We start from the raw sequence: 20,355 nt of genomic DNA, 5'->3' as shown, positions 1-20,355 counted from the left end.
CAGTACAAATGGAGAGGGAGATCGGAATGAGACAAAGAGTGATATTTCTGATGATGGCGTTGCTATTGGTTTTTACAGTAGTTAGCGGGTGTATGAGCAAAGGGGCAACCAGCACGACAACAGGAAAAAGCGGAGAACCGATTAAATTGGCACTCAGTCCATGGCCGGGTTGGTTTGTGTGGTATTTAGTGAAGGAAAAGGGGCTCTTTGAGAAAAACGGGGTTAATGTTGATCTCGTTTGGTTCCCGGTTTATAGCGATTCCTTATCGGCATTGGCGTCTGGAAAAGTCGATGCGAACAGCCAAACTTTAAGTGATACGCTTGCTCCAGCAAGTAAAGGGATTAAACTCAAGGCTGTGCTGGTGAACGATAACTCCAATGGCGGAGACGGTGTTGTTGTGAAGCCGAACATTAATTCATTGAAGGATTTGAAGGGTAAGAAAGTAGCTACTGAGCTGGGGACGGTGGATCACCTTCTGATGCTAACCGCACTTGAAAAGGCAGGGCTTGCCGAGAAAGATGTTGCTTATACGAATATGACGGTTAACGATGCAGGACCTGCTTTCATTTCAGGCAATTTGGATGCCGCAATACTTTGGGAGCCATTCCTAAGCAAGGCGATTCAAGAGGGCAAAGGAAAGCTATTATTTTCATCCAAAGATACACCAGGACTTATCCCTGATCTGCTAGTTTTCAAAGAAGAAATAACGAAGAACCGCCCGGAAGATGTGAAAAAAATCATTAACGCTTGGTTCGATGCTTTGGATTACTGGAAAGCCAATCCTGAAGAGTCATTGAAAATTATGGCCAAAGCGGCTGAGACGCCGGTTGATGAATATAAAGCTGGTGTGGATAGCGTGAAAATTTTCCAACTTGAAGATAATGTGAAAGCTTTCCAAAGGGGTGATAACTTAGAATCTCTACATTTCACTTCGCAGAAGACGGCCGAGTTCTTGAAGGGATTAGATATGCTGACTTCCATTCCGAAGGCGGAAAGCTTCTTAGATGGACACTTTGTAGAAGAAGTGCTGAAGGAACGTAAGAAATAACAACTGGAGAGCGGGGCTCTAAATGGACACCATGGTGAAAAAAAAGCGCAAATCAACTTTGTTTGCCATACGGGGCGATATTAGCCGTAGAACCTACACATCCGGTGTCGTTCTCATTGTTGTGATAGCTTTGCTCTTCTGGAGTGTGCTCAGCTATGGCGGCTTTGTAAATCGTACATTCTTACCTACACCGGATCAAGTACTTCGTCAGTTTGCCATTCAACTTCAGAGTTCTGTCTTCTGGAACCATGTTGGCATAAGTATTTTTCGAGTAGGGGCGGGCTTTCTGCTTGCTTGTTTACTGGGTATTCCGCTTGGCATTCTGGCTGGTACGTTTCGCTTCGCTGAAGCGCTGCTTGTTCCTCCGACAGAGTTTATCCGGTATATGCCTGCGACGGCTTTCATCCCACTCATTATGGTTTGGGTAGGGATTGGTGAATGGGCGAAGGTGATCGTCATCTTCATCGGATGCTTCTTCCAGCTCATGCTGATGGTTGCCGATAATACACGTTCGGTATCCAATGATTTGCTTCAAACCTCCTATACTCTTGGTGCGAACCGCTGGCAAGTAATCGAGAGGGTGCTTATTCCTGCTCTACTGCCGGATTTAATGAACACCATGCGATTAATTATCGGTTGGGCTTGGACATATCTCGTTGTAGCTGAGCTGGTTGCGGCTAGCAGTGGACTAGGGTTCTCCATTATGAAAGCGCAGCGGTTCCTCAATACGGATTTGATTTTCGTAGGAATTATCGCCATTGGCTTGCTTGGATTAATAACGGATCGCACATTCGCTTATTGTCACCGCAGATTTTTCCCGTGGTTGGAAGGAGGGCGTTAAATCATGCATGCTTTGAATATGGAGCCCTATGATGACAGAGCTGTAGCTGTGAGTAAAATTATGGCGACGGATGTAACGAAGGTGTATAGCACAAAGAAATCCCAGTTTGTTGCGCTGGATCGCGTTTCTTTCCATGTGGATGCGCATGAGTTTGTCAGTTTTGTAGGTCCGTCAGGCTGTGGTAAGTCCTCTTTATTGAGGATCCTTGCGGGATTAGAATCGATGACGACTGGATCGCTGAGCATTTCTGGACATGAGATTGATGGTCCTGGCGCTGACCGTGGGATGGTATTCCAGTCGTACACCTTATTCCCATGGCTTTCTGTGCGGGAGAATATCGAGTTCGGACTGACGCTCAAAGGCGTTCCTTTATTCGAAAAGAGGGCTATTTCCGATCACTTTATGGAGCTTGTCGGGTTGACGAAGTTCGCCAGATCGCTGCCGAAGGAGCTTTCGGGCGGTATGAAGCAGCGGGTCGCTATCGCTCGGGCCTTGGCGAACAATCCGGAAGTTCTGCTGATGGATGAGCCATTCGGCGCACTCGATCCGCAGACGAAGAATTCGATGCAGGAGCTGTTATTGCGTATTTGGGAAAAGGAAAAAACCACCGTCGTTTTCATTACTCATGACATCGAAGAAGCGATTTTCTTATCGCAGCGCGTGTATGTGATGCAGGCGCACCCAGGAAGGATTCGCCAAGAAATCGTGATTCCGCAAGGACTTCGTGAGACACTGGAGTGTAAAGATACGGAGTCATTTATTAAGCTGAAGAAGCAAATTATTTCGCTTATCGGGGATCATGAGGAGTAAGGAATTGAAAGAGACTTGGCCTTTAATGGCCGAGTTTTTTTGCGTTTGGGGTGGGGAGTGTGGTTTCCCTAGAGGACGGCAAGTGCAGACGGCAGACCCTCGGAGAATCCCCAACCACAGTTCCGCTACCAGACTTAGATGTAAAAAGATCAGCTAATTGTGCTCAAATCACCATATTATGTGGAATAGCTGCATTTCCTACATCTAAAACCCCGGGAAATGAGGGTTTTAAACCTTATGGGGCAAATTAGCTGCACTTTTTGCAAGTAATCCATCCTGAGTACGCTCAACCTGAAATATAGATGTACAAATTGCAGTTAATTGTGAATCCTGGAGCAGCAGGAGCAGACCACAGACTACAGACGGATCTACGTACAAAAAACAAGCTAGACGCTATAGTTTGACCAGGATAAGACCGGCAAAAAGAAGGAATAGGGCAATGGTTTGCAAGAGGGTAAGACGTTCTTTGTAAACCAGAACAGAGCCGACAACGACGACAAGTCCATAGGTAGAGAAAATGGGCGCGACGATGGATCCCGGTCCCGTTTGCAGCGCGATGGAGTAAAGCTGAAGGCCACCGTAAGAGAAGCAGCCAGAAAGCAGTCCCCATAGAAGTCCTGTGCGACTTGGTAATGTATCGTATGTAGCTATGAGACCTTGTTGGACAGGCTTTTGCTGCTTCTTGGTGTGGCTGGCTGCGGCTATGGCGAACCAAATAACGGAGAGCAGATAACTGATGAATAGAATAGGCGTATTTGCTAACTCTAGTTCGGCAGTAACTTTCAAGCCGCCGTTGCGGAAGAAGAACAGAAGTCCGCCGAGCGCAACGAGTGCGAACCATTTCTTCTCTTTGATTGTGAGAGGCTCTTTGAGCTTTATGGATACAAGTACCGCTGAAGCAATGAGCAGGACGATGCCGCTGGCTTCCGTGCTATGTATGTGTTCACCGTAGATGGTGACGGACATGAGTATGACTAGCAAAATATTTAAGTTCATTAGCGGCGCTGTCAAACTAGCCGGACCGTTCTTGAGCGCCTTCATGAACACGACATTCCCCCAGCCTGACCCCACGCCAATGATGATGCCAGCTAACCAAACACGCCAATCGTCTAAGAAGAGGGAGCCTTCCCATAGACTGTTAACAGCGAAGCCAAGTGTTCCTGTGAGATAGAGTCCGAGCAATAGATGCGGTGTGGAACCTTGGCGCATTTGACTCACTTTCATAAAAAAGCCGGTTAGACCAAATAGTACGGCACTGCCGACTGCAGCAATAAACCACATGATGTGTGAACTCCTTACGTTTTCTTTTCATAGGGCTGCATGCATCCCCAAGCAATTGATTTTTCGAATACACGAATCTATTCATTATAGCGAATTGCAGTAGGAATGCACAGATTATCGAAATTTGACGAGCGATTTGCTTATCGATAAAATGAGTTATAGTATTTCAAGAATGAGGGATTTCCTATGAAGAGAAGTAAACAGCCCACCATAGTCGATGTTGCTTCCGAAGCGGGCGTTTCCATTGCGACGGTTTCCAATGTTTTGAATCGGAGAAAGGTGCCGATGTCGCTGGAGACGATACGCAAAGTGGAGGAAGCCGTTGTACAGCTGGGTTATCGTCGCAATGTGATGGCAACGAACCTTAGTCGGCGTCGATCCTATGAGCTGGGCCTTATCATACCGCATTTCGGCGGTTATTATGGCCGATTTGCAGAGAAGCTGGAGCAGAAGGTACATAGTTTCGGCTATCATTTATCCGTATTTTCAGCAGCGGGTATGGATCCAGTGATCGAGAAGCGTCACCTGGAGCACTTGCTGCAGCGAAGAGTAGACGGTTTAGTAAGCCATGGTTTAGCGATGAGTATGCAATCGACCCAGCAGTTAGTCGGTGAGGGCACGCCGCTGGTTATCTTTAATGGCTGGGGCTGGCCTAGCGACATCGTCAAACTGGCGGTTAATTTGGATTTCGCGAAGGCTTCGACGGAAGCTGTCCAGCATTTCCTGGCGAACGGCTGTCGCTCCATTATTTATGCCGGCAGGCGTAAAGGGATGGGGGCGAATGAGCAGCGTATTCAAGGGTTTATGGCAGGGCTAGGCGATAAGGCCGAGTTGACGGTTCATGCGCTTCTGGATGCGGGAGAGCTCGGTATCGAGGGTACACTGGAGGAAGCTCTGCGTATAAGCGGCGAGCAGCGACCTATCGGCATTTACACCTTCAATGATGCATTGGCGTTGGAGCTTCTAGCTGTGTGTCATGAGCGAGGTATTCGCGTGCCAGAGGATGTACAGTTGATTGGAATGGACAATGAACTGTTTTCTAAGGCCAGCTTTCCCTCTATCACAAGCTTCGACATGCCTGTCGATTTGCAAACGAGCTTAGTAGCCGCTTTTCTGATGCAGCAGATTGGTGAGGACTTGGATGAGGAGAATACACAGATGCTGGAAGAGCACCTGCCGCATATTCACGGACACGAGCTGATGATTGATTTGGAGATGATTGTACGGAAGTCTACAACAACATGAAAAGACCGTTATACTCTCGTTAAGATGAGAAGTATAGCGGTCTTTTTGGCATATCGCTTATTAGATTTGAAGCCCATTTTTATTCGTTTGTCTTTGATGTTTCAAAAACTCTTTGCCATAATCCCCATGCGGATTAATGTCGGCGTGTTCAATTTGGATGGTGGAGTGCTCGATACCATATTTACTTTTGAGCGTTTCATTAATCGCAAGAATAACACAGAAAGGTTGAATGTTGGGATTGATGAACACATGCGCGGTTAAAGAGTAGTGATCGGTCGAAACCGCCCACAGATGCATCTCATGCACATCTTCGACACCTTCAACACGCGCGATCTCGCTGCGAATTTCATCTAAGTTGAAGCGTTCGGGCACGGATTCCATCAGAATCAGATAAGATTCTCGAATAATTTTGCTCCCACCAGTAAAAATAATGCCGCCAATAACCATCGAAATCAGAGGATCGAACAAGAGAAGACCTGTGTAATAAATGATAATCGAAGAGATAATGACACCTACCGAGCTGAGTAAATCGCCGAAAAAGTGCCACAGCGCGCTTTTCACATTCAGATTGTCCTCTTCTTTCACACTGTTATGGAGAACCAATGTAAGCACAAGATTGACAACGAAACCGATGGAGGCAATTCCAAGCATAAGAGCCAGGCGAATAGGCTGCGGGTCAATGATACGTTGAATCCCCTCGATGAAAATTCCCAAAGCAATGATACAGAGGGCTAATCCATTCAGAAAAGAAGCGATAATCTCAAACCGTAGGAAACCAAACGTGAATCGCGCATTAGGCTGACGAGTAGCCAGCTTTAGAGCAACCATACTAAGTCCCAATGCGATGACGTCGGAGATCATATGAGCAGAGTCGGATAGCAAAGCAAGGGAATTCGAGAGCACCCCACCAACAATTTCTACAATAGTGAAAAAGGCGGTCAGTATGAGAGTCACCCATAACGTTTTTCTGGATTTGCTCTGTTCCTTAACATGATGGAGATGGTGATAGTCGTATTCGATACTCATACGGTCCCTCCTTATTTATAATAATTCTAATTAAGTTTATTATATGCCAGACCTTCGAAAGGTGCAACTGATTTTGTGTAAAGAGTGTATGAAGAGCGTGAGAGGCAAGTGTCGGGCATAGCAAAAGCCTGATTTCTCAGGCTTATGTTTAACTATGTTTCCGGTTGGGATCTGCATAAAATCCGAAAGCCAAACGGCTCGATTTCCATCCGAATAAATCCATCAACAGATTTCACGGGCTCGCTGCTGAACGCATCCTGCCAAACTTCCATTTCCGCGTCCACGGGATGGGCAAGAATAGCCGTATTTTCCGAATTATTCATCCAGATTGTAAAATGTTCCTGTTCATTCTTACGTTCATAAATGATCCTGCCATCCTCGGCGTCCGCCCGAAGAAAAGAGAATCGGCCGAAACGAAGCACATCATGTGTTTTGCGCAGCTGGATAAGTTGCTTGTAGAATTCAAATAAATTCCAGTCCTGTTTGGCTTCGTCCCATTCCATGCATTGGCGGCAGTCCGGGTCCTGGGCGCCCTTCAAGCCGATTTCGTCACCGTAGAAGATACAAGGAGTTCCAATATAAGTGAGTAGGAAAGTAACGGCGAGCTTGAGTCTGTCCTTATTCTCCTTAAACATAGTCAATACACGCGGCGTGTCATGACTGCCAAGCAGATTAAACAAAACTTCATTCGTTTGCAGCGGATAGCGCATAAGAATATGGTTCATATTTTCGGCAAAAGAGAGACCGTTCGGTTCATCTGACTGAAAAAATGCCAGAACCCGTTCAGAGAATGGGTAATTCATGACGGAATCGAATTGGTCACCAAGAAGCCAGCGCAGCGAATCGCTCCATGCTTCACCGATGATGTAGGCTTCAGGATTGACCGATTTGACCACTTTACGGAAATCTCTCCAGAAGGAGTGGTCAATTTCATTGGCAACATCGAGACGCCAACCGTCAATATTCACTTCCTTTAACCAATACTCAGCCACATCCAGCAAATATTGCTTTACTTCCGGATTCGTGGTGTTGAGTTTAGGCATCGAAGCGAAAAATCCGAACGTAACGTAGTTGAGCGGACCCTCCTTCACTTCAACCGGGAAATCACGAATGTGAAACCAATCGACGTAGGCGGATTTTGCACCCTTAGCTAGCACATCTTTGAAGGGAGGGAAGTCCACACTCGAATGATTAAAGACGGCATCTAGAACGACTTTCACATTGCTTGCGTGGCAAGCTTCAACCAGCTTTTTTAACAATGCGGTGTCTCCGAAATGAGGGTCCACCTTTTTATAATCGATCGTATCGTATTTATGATTGCTCGGTGCTTCAAAGATAGGAGTGAGATAGATGGCCGTTACACCTAATTCAGTCAAGTAATCGAGATGGTCCATAACGCCCTGCAGATCGCCTCCGAAATGAGAATTATGCGTTGGCTGTTCGCCCCATTCGAGTACCCCATCGGGATCAATGCTTTTGTCGCCATTGGCAAATCGATCCGGCATAATTTGATAAAACACAGCCGATTTGGCCCATTCCGGCGCCTTAAATCCATCGATTTCATGCATATAGGGCATTTCATAATAGCCTGCGGGAGGGTTGGGCTGCTCTTCGAAAATACCAGATTCGCTCATCCATAACGTTTCATCACCAGATTGCAGCCGAAACGCGTAAGAGAACCTTTTCTGTACCGGCGACAATTCCGTTGCCCAGTAGTCAAAATAGCGATCCGTTGCTATTTTTTTCATATCATAATCATTGTGGTATTTCTCCCAATCATATTTATCGCCCGTCACCGCGGTTACTTGGTCTACGTCATTCTTTTTGGTACGAATACGGAGATGAAACGTATCCCTGTTATAGGAATAAGCCCATTTGGTATGGGGGGAATGGTACAAGCTCTCGATCTGCATGGGAAGTTCTCCTTTATCATCCATGGATTAAAGATTCGGCGCCGTCGATAAAGACGGATGTTCCGGTAATATGGTCGGATTGATCCGAGGCGAGAAAAAGCACCAGATTCGCGACTTGACCTGCGGTTCCAGATTTATGTCGGAGCGGATGATCTCCTTCGGGAAATTCGATAGGGATCGTGATTTCTTCCAGCTCGGGTCTGCGGTCCGTATTCTCATCAATATTCGTTTCGATCGCTCCAGGACAGATCGCGTTTACACGAATCTTATAACGCGCCAATTCAAGCGCAGCCATTTTCATGAAAGTCACTTGTCCGGCTTTGGAAGTGCTGTAAGCGCTCATTCCAAAATTCGAGAAAACCCGGTTGCCGTTAATCGAGCTAGTAATGATGATGCTGCCACCCTGCTTTTTGAGAGGCTTGATAGCATGTTTGACGCACAAAAATGTGCCAGTCAAATTGATATTGATCGTTTGGTTCCAATCCTCTATTCCCATATGTTCGATAGGAGAGAGAACGCCGTTAATCCCTGCGTTGGCTACCAGTACGTCAAGCCTGCCCCATTGATCCATGACGGTTTGAACAGCCTGTTTCACTTCTTCTTCGACGGCAATATCCGCTTCTAAGGAGATCGCATCTCCTCCAGCAGCTTGCACTTTGGCCACTGCTGCTTCAAGCTCACCGCCCGGGCGGTTGAGCAGCCCGATTTTGAATCCTTTTTCAGCCAAACGTATAGCGGATGCCAAGCCAATCCCGGACGATGCGCCCGTGACAATGGCGACTTTCTTCGAAATATCGTATGATTGTGGATGGTTTTGTTCTTGTATGGTCATTGGAAAAAACCTCCTAAATGATTAGGATACATTTATTAGGTCATTACCCCGGCTTTGCGGGATCGAATCTTAGAGGTGTAATTATTGGAGAAGGCATGGAAATAAAGCGCTTTCTAATTTGTAACATAATTGAAATGTTCCTGTTATGGTTTCATAATGTTGGCGAGGTATTATAATAACCAAGACCCCCTTTTTAATATAAACTTTTGAACCTGGCCCCGTTGGCTGGGTTCCTTTTTTTTTGTCTGGGGATGAAAGCCTTGATACATAAGGGTTTGTTGATGAACAGAAGGGACTGAAATACCGAAAAACCGTGTTTTGGTCGGTTTTTGGTCGGCAATTATAGGAAATGAAGGGGAACTACGGGTTATTTCAAGAGGTTTTCTAATGCATTAGAGGCATCAGATTGCATGCTAGGCATTAGGTGAGAGTACAAATCCATGGTTATTTTAAATGATGAATGTCCAAGCAGTTCTTGAACTATCTTAGGATGTACTCCTAGTGAGAGCAACAGAGAAGCTGTTGTATGCCTTAGATCGTGAAATCTTATTTTTCTCATTCCAGTTTTAACGAGTAATCTATTCCAGAGTTTATGACAGTCATGCTTTGGAAGTGGTCGTCCGTATTTCGTACAAATTAAAAATCCTTCATCTGTATATTTACCTGTTGCTGATCGCATCTCATCTTCGAGTAGAGGATCGTTTATAGCTGCTTACAAGTCATCCGTGAGATGGCTTTTTTTGCTTGTATAAAGAGAAGTGCCCCAAAGAGCGTAACGGCTGTTACAAGCTAATTTAAGCGGTCTGATGATGAGTGCTGTTACCTTGCCTTCCTTTGTATCCAAGTTGGAAGGGGAGGGGATACGGTATTTACCATTTCTCGGCAATCTACATCTGGAACATAGGGGGAGCGCTTCTACGGACGCATTCAAATTAGCATGTGACGCGTTGGTAGCAAGTAATAAAGAGATAGCTTTTTACAATGGTATTAATGATATAATGTATATTAATGGGATTATAAGGGATTTCCAATAAAGGGGATTGTTGATGGCTTGTAGAAAAATGCAAGAAGTTTAAAGCAGGAAATTAACTTTCGGTATCCGTGGGAGGATTAGAAGTGCTTGACTATATTTCAAATAATGGAAAAAACAGCGTTGTAGTATTTATTCATGGCTTTACGAGTGGGAATGAAACGTGGATGCACGATGGTCGTTCACTACCAGAGATCTTACTTGAAGATGATGATATTAAAGACTATTTCGATATGGCATATTTATCATACTATACCAAATTATCCGATTTTAGAAAAACAAGGGTAGGTATTAATTTTTTAAAGCTAATTATCAAACGGCAAACCAACTATGTACCAATAAATAAAGGAATTATCTCATTAGCTGATATAGTCCATTCGAGCATTAATCTGAACTTAGATCATTACGAAAATATCATTTTGATCGCTCATAGTATGGGAGGACTTATTTCTAAGTACTGTATTTTACGGAACTTAGAGTTGGGGTCAGAAGAAAAAATAAAATTGTTTTTATCACTGGCAACTCCGCATCAAGGATCGAACTGGGCAAACATGGGGAAACTATTATTTTCAAATGAACAAATTATTGACTTAGCGCCTTTAAGCGATACTTTAGATGATCTAAATCGTGAATGGATAGATAAGAAAGACATATTACCAAAAACTGTTTGTTTTTACGGGAAAGACGATGTAATTGTTAAAGAGAATAGTGCTATAGCGCTGGGTACGGAAAAAACTAATACAGTTGCTAGTGAGGATGATCATTTTTCAATATCCAAACCAGATAGATTAAATAAGAATTGTATAGTCGGAATAAAGAAACACTTACTTCAACTGGGGCGAGAAGTATCATTAAGAACTAACTTGGAATTAAAAAAGTTTGTTGATAAAGGGCAGCTTGATAATGAGCTTTTTGTAATTAAATTACTCGTAGCTGATATACACAATGTTTTGGTAAAGAGTGCCAAGGAATCGTTTTTTAATGCTGAATATGCTACGAGAGCGTTGTTAGCTCAAGGTATAAGCCAAGAAAAGTTAGACAGTCTGTATATATTAATTAAAGACATATATGTAGATACATTTATGGATTTACGGCGAAAAAAATTAAAGGATAGTGAAGAGTTAATTGCAGAGGTTAGAAACCGAATTAACGAGAAGAATGGAACAGTACTATCCAGCACAACGACACATCAAATAATCAATGCATTTCAAAAAAATGGTATGCTTCATCAACTTGCTAATAAGTTAGATGAAGATATATGGTGGGCAATTGATCATTCAATTGAACATATAGAAGAGTTTAAAGGGAAAAAATCAGATGAATAAGATACCATTTATAATACCAGAACAGGATTTAGGAGTACGTTTGGCTCGAATATTAATACTAATTAGTGAGCTTGGGGTTAATAAAAATGATAAGCCTACGCTTACCTATGAGAAGGTAGCGATATTTGATTTTTTAGTTAAAAATCCTTTTGTTTTGAGTGAAGTATTGAAGGCTGAGGGCAAAAAGGGCATAGAATTAGATGAAAATGAATTTGGTACAATTGAATCCCAATACCCCAATATTTTATCTCTATTTGATTATGGAACAATCAAAGGATACATTCAGTTACTAGTCTCGCTTAAACTTATTAAGGTGATAATCGACGATGATGTATACTATTACATTTGTTCCAATGAAGGAACACAATTAATAGAGGAAACCAGCACAGAATACTCTTTGAGAATCAAGGAACTTAGCAAAGCGATTACACCAATTCGCTCATTTTCTCTAACTCAATTAATTAAAAAAATTAAACCGTTTATTAAGGGGGTATAAATAGGTGGAAATGGTGGATTCAAGTTCCCCTTTTTTATTCGTTGAAAAACTGCTCATCCATGGCAGAAGCAAAGACTACATTGTTCCGTTTTCAAAAGGACTTAATATTATTTATGGTGATTCAGATACAGGAAAATCAAGCATTCTCAATCTTATTAATTATTTATTAGGTGCATCTGGAGTAGATATGTACAGCGAATTAGAGATGAATGGCATTTACTGTCTTTTACAAGTACAACTCAATGAAAAGGTCTTCACAATTAAGCGTGATTTATTTGATAGTTCAGCTTTTATTGAAGTTTACCCAGCGGCAATAGATAATTTGGAACAGGTATTTCCAAGAGAGTATGGACCTAACTATTCGAGAAAACCAGGAATAGATGGATATTTTTCTGATTTTTTACTTCAAGCTTTAAACATTCCACTTATTAAAGTAAAGACTGCCCCTACAAAAGATGATTCTGATTTAGCTCGTATAAGTTTTAGAGAAATATTTAAATATTGTTATTTAGATCAAGATGATGTCGGAAACAAAGGGATCTTGGAAAATAAAAACTTTTCCCAATATGTGAAGGTAAAACAAACCTTCAAGTTTTTACACAAGTTACTTGATACACAAATTACTGATCTGGAAAGTGAAATTAAAGAGAAATCATCATTGAAGAAAAGTAAAGAGGAAAGTTTCAATAATATATCCTCATTTTTTCGTGAAACAAAAATGGGTACAATCGAAAGCCTAAATGAAGAGTTCAACGCAGCTTCGGATGAGTTGAATCGGTCGGAAGTCGCTATTCAGAAAATTACCTCAGACATCACTTCCGATACAAAGCATTTTGAAGAAATCAGGGATATAATTCGTTCTTTTGAGAATCAAATTTTACAAAAGGAACGAGAAAAAAATTCTAAGGAAATACTGTTAGAACAAAAGGCGCGATTAAAGAAAGATTATAAAAGAGATATTGAAAAACTTGAAACATCAAAAGAGATTTCCAAAAAATTGCCGATGCATAGAAACTCACATGTTAACTGTCCAATTTGTGAACGTGAGATGGATTTGGATAATCTTAAAAACAAGTTAGGGGCAAATTCGATTGATTCCGTTAATTCGGAAATAAAGCATTTAAAAGGACATATTAAATCGGTAGATAACCTGATTGAGGAAGAACGTTTAGAGATAATAAAGTTAGATAAACGTATTGAAGGTTTGAAATTAAATCTTAATAACTACAAAGATTTTCTGGATATAGAAACACATACATATATCTCTCCCTATATACAGCAACGTGATGCCCTTATGGCGCAAAAGGCTTCTTTAATCGAAAAGAAGAAACAAATTGAGCATTTGAAGAAAATTCGTACTCAACTAAGTGAGCTACATACAGAAGCTGAATTGTTGAGCGTGCAGATTACTGCACTAAAAGCTCAAATTGAATCGCTGAAGCAAAATGTTCCCTCAATAAGTGCCGTTTTGCAAAATATTTCAGATATTCTTGATGCTTATTTGAATTTTATCCCCATTAGGAATCCAGATAACATTTATATGAGTGAAACAACATTTCTGCCTGTTGTGAGAAATCGTGATTATGTTAAGCTTACTTCTGGCGGTTTAAGAACGCTTGTAAGTATTGGGTTTTTCATAAGCTTATTGAAAAATTCTTTGTTTGGTGATACATACTTACCTCGTTTTCTAATGATTGATACAGTAGGGAAGTATCTTGGTAAAACATCTAGAATTGTTTCAGATGAAACTGACATGGCAGAGGATCTAGAGGAAGGCATAAGCGATCCTCAAAAATACAACAACATGTATAAGTATTTTCTCGATCTCCATAAGAAATATAGTGATCAATTCCAGATTATATTAGTCGATAATGACCTTCCTGATAAAGTGGAGCAAACATTGCAACAATTTGTTGTAAAACATTTTAGAGTAGATGGTAGAAATGGTTGCGATAAAGGACTCATTGATGACATTGAATAATCGATGTGTTGTTTACATAGATAGGAATTGTGGTCAGCATCGACCCATTTGACACTAGAGCGTGTAGGGAGTTAAGTTTTTACTGATTACCTTAAAAAATCAAAAGTGTTATTCAATGTCGCCGCCGCTGCATCTTGTACGCGGCTTTTGTTTGTTGATAATAGAATGATTTTATTGAAGTAACGTGGTCAGTTTAGTTTAGAAAAAGTCTATATGGAAATGCAGATAATGAGGTGAACTATGTGAAATTCAATCAAATGACAGACGAAGAAAAACGCAGATTACTTATTGCGATGTATTTTCTACATAAGGGCTCGCATCATTTAAGTCGTTTACACGGTGAATTTATGGAACGAGAAACCGATGAAGAAAAAAAGAAGCAATGGAAAAGAGACACAATCTATTTGGTGCAATCACACAGATTAACGAGTTGCACCTTTATTCTGAACTAGAGGAAAGAAAATGAAGAAATACAAACATTAGAGGATGAAGTTTTTGAATGGATTGAAGATAACGGTTTTACCGAAGTAGTTAAGAAGTATTTTGATAAGAATAGTCTTATGTTCAGCTAATGGAGAAGCTTTATCTTGAAGGAGTGAAAGAGATTTGGATCCACGTGCTAATACTTTGGGAATAGTTACTCGTAATAATCAAATCCTTGTTGAAGAACAATCAGGAAACCATTCAAAAGGAAATGGCTTTTACTATAGACCAATAGGTGGAACAATCGAACTTGGGGAACACTCGCAAGAGACACTTGTAAGAGAATTTCACGAGGAACTAGGTGTTGAAATAACAATTAAATGTTATATCAAATGTATTGAGAACATTTTTAAGGTCGAAGAGAACATAGGACATGAAATAACTCAAATATATCTCGTTGAATTTAATGACCCCAATTTATATGAGGAAGAACACTTCAAAGTTATTGAAGGTAATAAGATTTCATACGCTAAATGGATACCAATTGATGATTTTGAACATGGACGTAAGATTTTATATCCTAATGGCTTAACAGAATTGCTTAAAGACATTACATAAAACATGGATTTCATTAACCTAACGGGGCAGAATAGTTTAAATTATCGAGAATAAATCCGATATAGGAATCATTATGAAAACACTGACGTCAAATTAGAATGAAACAGAAGATGAAACAGAAGACAATTGTCCAAAGCGAAGTGCGATTCAGCATAATAAGGATACAGTTCGAGTTTGTTTGTGATACTATCTGTGTATCTAGCGCAACATAAATAGTTCGAAAGAACATTTGGGGAGATTTTTCATCATGGCAATCTTAGAAAGAGAAGTAGAAATAAAAATGAGGGGTAAAAGCGTAAAACACTACCAAGAATTAGGGTATGATATTCCAAGAAAGCTTAACGCCAAGGGAGAACTAACAGTCGATCAGTATGCAAAAATAAATGTGAAAATAGAACACTTGTCCAAAAATAGCCACTTAAAGGTGACAAAGATATGTGACGAATGTGGATCAGTTAGTAATAATATTTACTATCGTTATGTGATTGAATCAAGAGAAAAAGGCGACGGGAAAGACAGATGCAAGGGTTGTGGATGGAAATACGGAGCATCGATAAAGTCATCTAATTATATGAATAAGGGTAATAGTATAAATGAAACAGATCCCTATTTAACAGAACTGTTTTATGATAAAGAAGATGCATTTAAATATTCTAGAAGTTCTGGCAAGAAAACTTTTTTCAAATGTCCTAACTGTGAAAATAAAATGCTGAAGTCTGTTGGAGATGTATATTATTATGGTTTAAGTTGTAATATTTGTGATGATGGATTTAAATATCCCGAAAAGTTTATGAAAAATACATTAACGCAACTCGGAATAGACTTTGAAACGGAAAAGACATTCGAGTGGTCTGAAGGTAAGAGATATGATTTTTATATTGGTGAATACAACATCATCATAGAAACTCATGGTCAACAACATTACGATGGGGGTTTCGAGGTATTTGGAGGCAACAGTTTAAAAGAAGAGCAAGATAACGATGAATTTAAATTGAAAAAAGCTATTGAAAACGGAGTAAAAAAATACATTGTAATTGATTGTAGAAAGTCAGAATTACAACATATTAAGAATAGTATATTAGACAGCGGACTTGCGATTATATACAACTTATCGATTGTAAATTGGGAATTAACACATAAGGCAGCTTGCTCATCATTAGCACATGAAAGTTGGAAGATGTTTCAAGGCGGAATAACCGATTTAAACAAAATAGCTATTAAATTAAATATTAACAAAGAAACTGTTCGTAAATACCTTAAGCAAGGTACTGAAGTTAATATGTGCGATTATGAAGCTGAACTAAACATAAGAAAAATTGTACAATTATCTTCAAGTATGGAGTATATCGGAGAGTTTGACAGCATATCAGAAGCAATATATTCTTTGGGAAAAACCACTAAAACTAGCGTTTCTGCAATTTCGTCTGCTTGTGTAGGAAGACAAAATACTGCATTTGGATATAAGTGGATGTATAAAGAAGATTATGATAAATATTTAAATGGCGAACTGGAATTAAAAGAAGATACTGATCCAAGATTCAAGTCAGTTGTTCAACTGTCTGTGGAAGGTAAATATATCGCTGAATATGACAGCATTAAAAGTGCAACTATGACTTTTCGTGGAAAGTCTACTTCGTCAAATATAAGTTCTGCTTTAAAGAGAATTCAAGAAACAGCATATGGATATAAATGGATGTACAAGTCAGACTACGAAAGATATTTAAATGGAGAGATATTAACGAAAGAAGATAAATATCCTAAAGTTAGACAAGTTGTCAAGTTGTCACTAGATAATGAGTTTGTCGAATCATTTGACAGTGTAAAAAGTGCATCAATATCAGTTGGAACAACTAATAGTAAAAATATATCTAAAGTTCTATCAAAGAAAAACAAGACAGCATATGGATTTAAGTGGCTTTATAAAGAAGAATATGAATGATAGCTCGTTCGATGGTGCTTTTTTATGCCCATCAAAGCGTATAGAAATTGTAGAGCGTTGATGTGGGAAATATTAAACGTTGTTCCTAATGAAACCCTTCAATTACAATAAAAGTAGCAAGTATTGTTAGGAGAGAATAATGAAGTTATTTATGAAGGTTCAATTAGGTAAGTATATTTAAGACAGATTCAAGGTGAAATAATTGTTTGAAAAAGCAGCATGGAATAAGTAATATTTATTAATTAACACTGATTAAACATCTAAGGGGAATTTAACATGAAAAGAAATGTAGCTATTATTCTAATTGTTTTATTAACACTTTTTTCTGCACCTAAATTTAGTTTTGCAGGAGAGATTGTCCAACAACCCAGTAATAAAATTGTTGAGTTATCCGCAGGAAGTTCCCATGTGATGGCAATTACAGAGACTGGTATGTTGCTAGCTTGGGGAAGTAATAGTCATGGAGAAATAGGTGATGGTACTTATACAAATAAGTTAAGACCTGTGCAAGTAGGAACAGATACAGACTGGTCTAAAGTTTATGCTGGAAGAAATAATACGTTAGCAATAAAAAAGGATGGTACCTTATGGGCATGGGGGAGTAACTCTTATGGACAATTAGGGACTGGTGATACTAGTGAATTAAATATTCCTGTAAAAATTGGAACAAATAATGACTGGGTTAAAGTAGTAACAGGTAACACATTTACAGTTGGATTAAAAAAGGACGGGAGTATTTGGGTATGTAGAGATGGGAAAGGATATTATTTCAAAAAGTTTATCGATGGCTCTTGGAATGACATTTCTGTTGGTGTCGGTCATTTACTTGCATTAAAGTCAGATGGTTCTCTGTGGTCTTGGGGTAATAACGGAAATGGAGAATTAGGACTAGGTACTGATGGACATACCGCTAGCAATGATTTTGATGCAATCCAACTAATTGGGCAAGATCACGATTGGGTTATAATATCAGCGGGGAATGGATTCTCAATTGCCCAAAAAAAAGACGGAAGTGTTTGGAAGTGGGGAGCTAACAATAACAACATAAATGTACTTTCTCCAAAAATGATAGATGAAAACGTAAATGCCAAAATTATTAGTTCCTCTTTCTGGCATTCTACAGTAGTAAAATCCGATGGTACATTATGGACATTAGGTGGAGATAATGGATCAGGACAAATTCATGACGTGGCTACCCAGTTTCAACAAATTGGTAATGGGACAGACTGGTCTGAAGTAAAAACAGGTGATAGTTATACAGTAGGTTTAAAAAATGACGGTACAGTGTGGTCTTGGGGATATAATAAGTACGGTCAATTAGGTGACGGTACACAAACTGATAAATTAGTTCCAGTAAAAATAGGAGATAAAGATAACTGGACACAGGTTTCTTCATCTGGAGAACACACTGTTGCAACTGACACTTACGGGGATTTATGGGCATGGGGGCAAAATTTTGGATACCTTGGTGATGGTACAGGGAACACAAAAAATTCACCAGAAAAGCTAGATACAGTTTCAAACGTTACATACATCGAGGCTGGATGGTACTCAAATTTTGCAATTAATAAAGATAATCTCTTATATACATGGGGAGATAACTCCCATTATCAACTTGGTAGTGGAACCAATAACAACTTGTATACTCCAACTTTAAATAGTAATTTGGATGGATGGAGAATGATTGTATCTTATGCTACTTTTTCAATTGGTATAAAAACAAATGGTACACTGTGGTTTTGGGGGACTGATTTCAATCACAATTTTTTCAATAGTGAAAATCCAAGTAATCAATGGGACCCTGTCATAAAAGCAATACCAATTCAGTTGGGTAATGATAATGATTGGAATTCGGTTTCAGTAAATATGTCTCGAATTGTTGCTATTAAGAATAACGGTACTCTCTGGTCATTTGCGTCTAAATTTCCAAGCAATCCTGATGTGGCAGGTGATAATACTATTAAGTCAGACGGATTTATTCAAATTGGAGAGGACAATGACTGGGGGGCAATCTCTCTTGGTGGTAATAATTTCGCAGTGGCAACAAAAATAGATGGAAGTGCATGGTTCTGGGGTAATAATTTGTGGGGAGATAGTGCGGGAAATGCTTACGAAACTCCTTTACGTATTGGTATGAGTACAGATTGGAGTTCTGCTTCTGCTGGGGATTCTTTTGTTTTGCTAAAAAAGAAGGATGGAAGTATCTGGTCTTATGGTTCTAATGATTCTGGACAATTAGGTATAGGTAATAGAGAAACAAAACGCACCGCGGTAAGAATTGGTGATGAAAATAGCTGGAAAAGTATTTCCGTGGGTAAGGATAGTTCGTTTGCTTTAAAAAATGATGGAACCCTCTGGGCATGGGGATCAAACGATTCTAATAATTTAGGAATAGGTACAATAAACATCACTCCTAATCCAATTAAAATAGATATTAACTTTCCTGTAGTTTTTGGTGTTAAGAATACGGATACCAAAGTTAAAGGAATAACTATTCCTAACGCTGATGTGAAAATTTTAGTGGGTTCTACACTTATTGCATCAGGAAAAGCAGATGGAATAGGGGAATTTTCGATTGAAATCAACAAACAATCTATTGGAACTAAACTAAGCATAAATATACTAGACTCGAACGTGAAATTGAATGGTGTTACTAATGTTGCTGTCGCAGAAGATACAACGATAATAGCACCTCCATCGATAAACATTCCACCATTTGGTGGAGGTGGATTAATTCCAGTAATAGAAACGCCAATTGAAAAACCAGCAAGTAAAGATTTCTTTGGTAAAAACGTTGATGTGAAAAAGATCGAAGAAGTATTAAAAGAAAAGGTTGCTTCAATATTATTATCTCCACCTGTATTTTTTGCTGATACTAAAACACATTGGGGAAGTCAAAACATAAATATTTTTATGAAACTTGGGGTTGTATCAGGCTACGAAGATGGTAGTTTCCATCCCGATGCTAAGATAACGCGGGCAGAGTTTGCAACTATGATTTCTAAGATATTTAGTTTTGAAACAAGTACAGCTACTCATAGTCCTTCTGATATAAATGGTCACTGGGCTAAAGACGATGTTCTTAAACTTGCTTCCCATGAAATAATAAATGGTTATGAAGATGGTAGCTTTAAGCCAGACAATAACATTACTCGTGCAGAAATAGTCGCAATACTTGCTCGTTTAGTTAACTTAGGTTCTGCTGAAAAAACAAACAATGTTTCTTTTAGTGACATTGGGCAGGGCTGGAATGTTCAGCAAATCAAAGAAGCTGGTGAAGCTGGAATAATTGAAGGTAGGGATTCTTCTACTTTCGCTCCTAATGATTCTTCTACAAGAGCAGAGTCTTTAACAATCATTTTGAGAGCATTAATGTTAAATCCTGAGATTAAGACCATACTAGATCAATTGAAATAATTGTTGTAGACTTTTTTTGGGGGGCGTAATTATACGCCCCTTTCTTTGATGAAGGTTTCATATATGCCCATCAGACACGATATGAGATGCGCTATAAGCGTTTTGTTGTAGTAGGAGATATGTTGCTTC

At 39.8% G+C, this 20,355-nt stretch carries 15 protein-coding genes; 10 read left to right on the top strand and 5 right to left on the bottom strand.

Translation table 11 applies throughout. The annotated features are described in order from the left end of the window. Positions 1–26 precede the first annotated feature (26 nt). Genes AC58UU_RS19460 through AC58UU_RS19450 form a run of 3 tightly spaced genes read left to right on the top strand, consistent with a single transcriptional unit; the run spans position 27 to position 2,700 of the window. Complete coding sequence (locus AC58UU_RS19460) at positions 27–1,049, top strand: ABC transporter substrate-binding protein (RefSeq protein WP_497318402.1); 1,023 nt, start codon at positions 27–29, stop codon at positions 1,047–1,049. A 31-nt stretch (positions 1,050–1,080) separates the two neighbouring features. Continuing rightward, positions 1,081–1,890 (top strand): ABC transporter permease, encoded by an 810-nt coding sequence (locus tag AC58UU_RS19455; RefSeq protein WP_497318401.1) that lies wholly within the window; start codon positions 1,081–1,083, stop codon positions 1,888–1,890. A 3-nt stretch (positions 1,891–1,893) separates the two neighbouring features. After that, positions 1,894–2,700 carry an ABC transporter ATP-binding protein gene (locus tag AC58UU_RS19450; protein WP_497318400.1) on the top strand — a complete coding sequence of 269 codons (807 nt, stop codon included), beginning with the start codon at positions 1,894–1,896 and terminating at the stop codon, positions 2,698–2,700. A 393-nt stretch (positions 2,701–3,093) separates the two neighbouring features. On the opposite strand, the gene AC58UU_RS19445 is transcribed toward AC58UU_RS19450, so the two are convergent. After that, positions 3,094–3,981, bottom strand: a complete 888-nt coding sequence (locus AC58UU_RS19445; protein ID WP_497318399.1) for an EamA family transporter — start codon at positions 3,979–3,981, stop codon at positions 3,094–3,096. A gap of 186 nt (positions 3,982–4,167) precedes the next feature. Here AC58UU_RS19445 and AC58UU_RS19440 point away from each other — a divergent pair, with 186 nt between their 5' ends. Beyond that, entirely contained in the window at positions 4,168–5,226 is a 1,059-nt protein-coding gene (locus AC58UU_RS19440; RefSeq protein ID WP_497318398.1) for a LacI family DNA-binding transcriptional regulator, read from the top strand. Positions 5,227–5,286: 60 nt separating this feature from the next. Here the strand turns inward: AC58UU_RS19440 and AC58UU_RS19435 are convergent, their stop codons facing one another. The 4 genes from AC58UU_RS19435 to AC58UU_RS19420 form a co-directional block, all read right to left on the bottom strand. Continuing rightward, positions 5,287–6,252, bottom strand: a complete 966-nt coding sequence (locus tag AC58UU_RS19435; RefSeq protein WP_497318397.1) for a cation diffusion facilitator family transporter — start codon at positions 6,250–6,252, stop codon at positions 5,287–5,289. Between the two features lie 152 nt (positions 6,253–6,404). Continuing rightward, positions 6,405–8,165, bottom strand: coding sequence for an alpha-glycosidase (locus AC58UU_RS19430; protein ID WP_497318396.1), 1,761 nt, complete (start codon positions 8,163–8,165; stop codon positions 6,405–6,407). A 16-nt stretch (positions 8,166–8,181) separates the two neighbouring features. Further along, positions 8,182–8,997: an SDR family oxidoreductase gene (locus AC58UU_RS19425; RefSeq protein WP_497318395.1), complete on the bottom strand. Its 816-nt coding sequence runs from the start codon at positions 8,995–8,997 to the stop codon at positions 8,182–8,184. Between the two features lie 367 nt (positions 8,998–9,364). Continuing rightward, positions 9,365–9,676 (bottom strand): tyrosine-type recombinase/integrase, encoded by a 312-nt coding sequence (locus tag AC58UU_RS19420; RefSeq protein WP_497318394.1) that lies wholly within the window; start codon positions 9,674–9,676, stop codon positions 9,365–9,367. Positions 9,677–10,098: 422 nt separating this feature from the next. Here AC58UU_RS19420 and AC58UU_RS19415 point away from each other — a divergent pair, with 422 nt between their 5' ends. The 6 genes from AC58UU_RS19415 (at position 10,099) to AC58UU_RS19390 (ending at position 20,226) form a co-directional block, all read left to right on the top strand. After that, positions 10,099–11,352, top strand: a complete 1,254-nt coding sequence (locus AC58UU_RS19415) for an ABC-three component system protein (protein WP_497318393.1) — start codon at positions 10,099–10,101, stop codon at positions 11,350–11,352. After that, complete coding sequence (locus AC58UU_RS19410; protein ID WP_497318392.1) at positions 11,345–11,848, top strand: ABC-three component system middle component 4; 504 nt, start codon at positions 11,345–11,347, stop codon at positions 11,846–11,848. The genes AC58UU_RS19415 and AC58UU_RS19410 overlap by 8 nt, the downstream gene beginning before the upstream one ends. A gap of 4 nt (positions 11,849–11,852) precedes the next feature. Continuing rightward, positions 11,853–13,829, top strand: a complete 1,977-nt coding sequence (locus AC58UU_RS19405; RefSeq protein ID WP_497318391.1) for a hypothetical protein — start codon at positions 11,853–11,855, stop codon at positions 13,827–13,829. Positions 13,830–14,435: 606 nt separating this feature from the next. Continuing rightward, a complete protein-coding gene (locus tag AC58UU_RS19400) occupies positions 14,436–14,870 on the top strand; it encodes an NUDIX hydrolase (RefSeq protein WP_497318390.1) in 435 nt (144 codons plus the stop codon). A gap of 247 nt (positions 14,871–15,117) precedes the next feature. Continuing rightward, entirely contained in the window at positions 15,118–16,809 is a 1,692-nt protein-coding gene (locus AC58UU_RS19395; protein WP_497318389.1) for a PDDEXK family nuclease, read from the top strand. A gap of 276 nt (positions 16,810–17,085) precedes the next feature. After that, positions 17,086–20,226, top strand: a complete 3,141-nt coding sequence (locus AC58UU_RS19390; protein WP_497318388.1) for an RCC1 domain-containing protein — start codon at positions 17,086–17,088, stop codon at positions 20,224–20,226. The last annotated feature ends 129 nt before the right edge of the window (positions 20,227–20,355 follow it).

This window comes from Paenibacillus sp. JT22N1, assembly GCF_059692155.1.
The sequence above is the reverse complement of the archived record's forward strand: the minus strand, read 5'-3'. Positions and strand labels throughout refer to the sequence as shown.

Coding starts and splice junctions, on each gene's coding strand:
- AC58UU_RS19460 (WP_497318402.1), top strand. CDS start 27: ATGAGACAAAGAGTGATATTTCTGATGATGGCGTTGCTATTGGTTTTT.
- AC58UU_RS19455 (WP_497318401.1), top strand. CDS start 1,081: ATGGTGAAAAAAAAGCGCAAATCAACTTTGTTTGCCATACGGGGCGAT.
- AC58UU_RS19450 (WP_497318400.1), top strand. CDS start 1,894: ATGCATGCTTTGAATATGGAGCCCTATGATGACAGAGCTGTAGCTGTG.
- AC58UU_RS19445 (WP_497318399.1), bottom strand. CDS start 3,981: ATGTGGTTTATTGCTGCAGTCGGCAGTGCCGTACTATTTGGTCTAACC.
- AC58UU_RS19440 (WP_497318398.1), top strand. CDS start 4,168: ATGAAGAGAAGTAAACAGCCCACCATAGTCGATGTTGCTTCCGAAGCG.
- AC58UU_RS19435 (WP_497318397.1), bottom strand. CDS start 6,252: ATGAGTATCGAATACGACTATCACCATCTCCATCATGTTAAGGAACAG.
- AC58UU_RS19430 (WP_497318396.1), bottom strand. CDS start 8,165: ATGCAGATCGAGAGCTTGTACCATTCCCCCCATACCAAATGGGCTTAT.
- AC58UU_RS19425 (WP_497318395.1), bottom strand. CDS start 8,997: ATGACCATACAAGAACAAAACCATCCACAATCATACGATATTTCGAAG.
- AC58UU_RS19420 (WP_497318394.1), bottom strand. CDS start 9,676: ATGCGATCAGCAACAGGTAAATATACAGATGAAGGATTTTTAATTTGT.
- AC58UU_RS19410 (WP_497318392.1), top strand. CDS start 11,345: ATGAATAAGATACCATTTATAATACCAGAACAGGATTTAGGAGTACGT.
- AC58UU_RS19395 (WP_497318389.1), top strand. CDS start 15,118: ATGGCAATCTTAGAAAGAGAAGTAGAAATAAAAATGAGGGGTAAAAGC.
- AC58UU_RS19390 (WP_497318388.1), top strand. CDS start 17,086: ATGAAAAGAAATGTAGCTATTATTCTAATTGTTTTATTAACACTTTTT.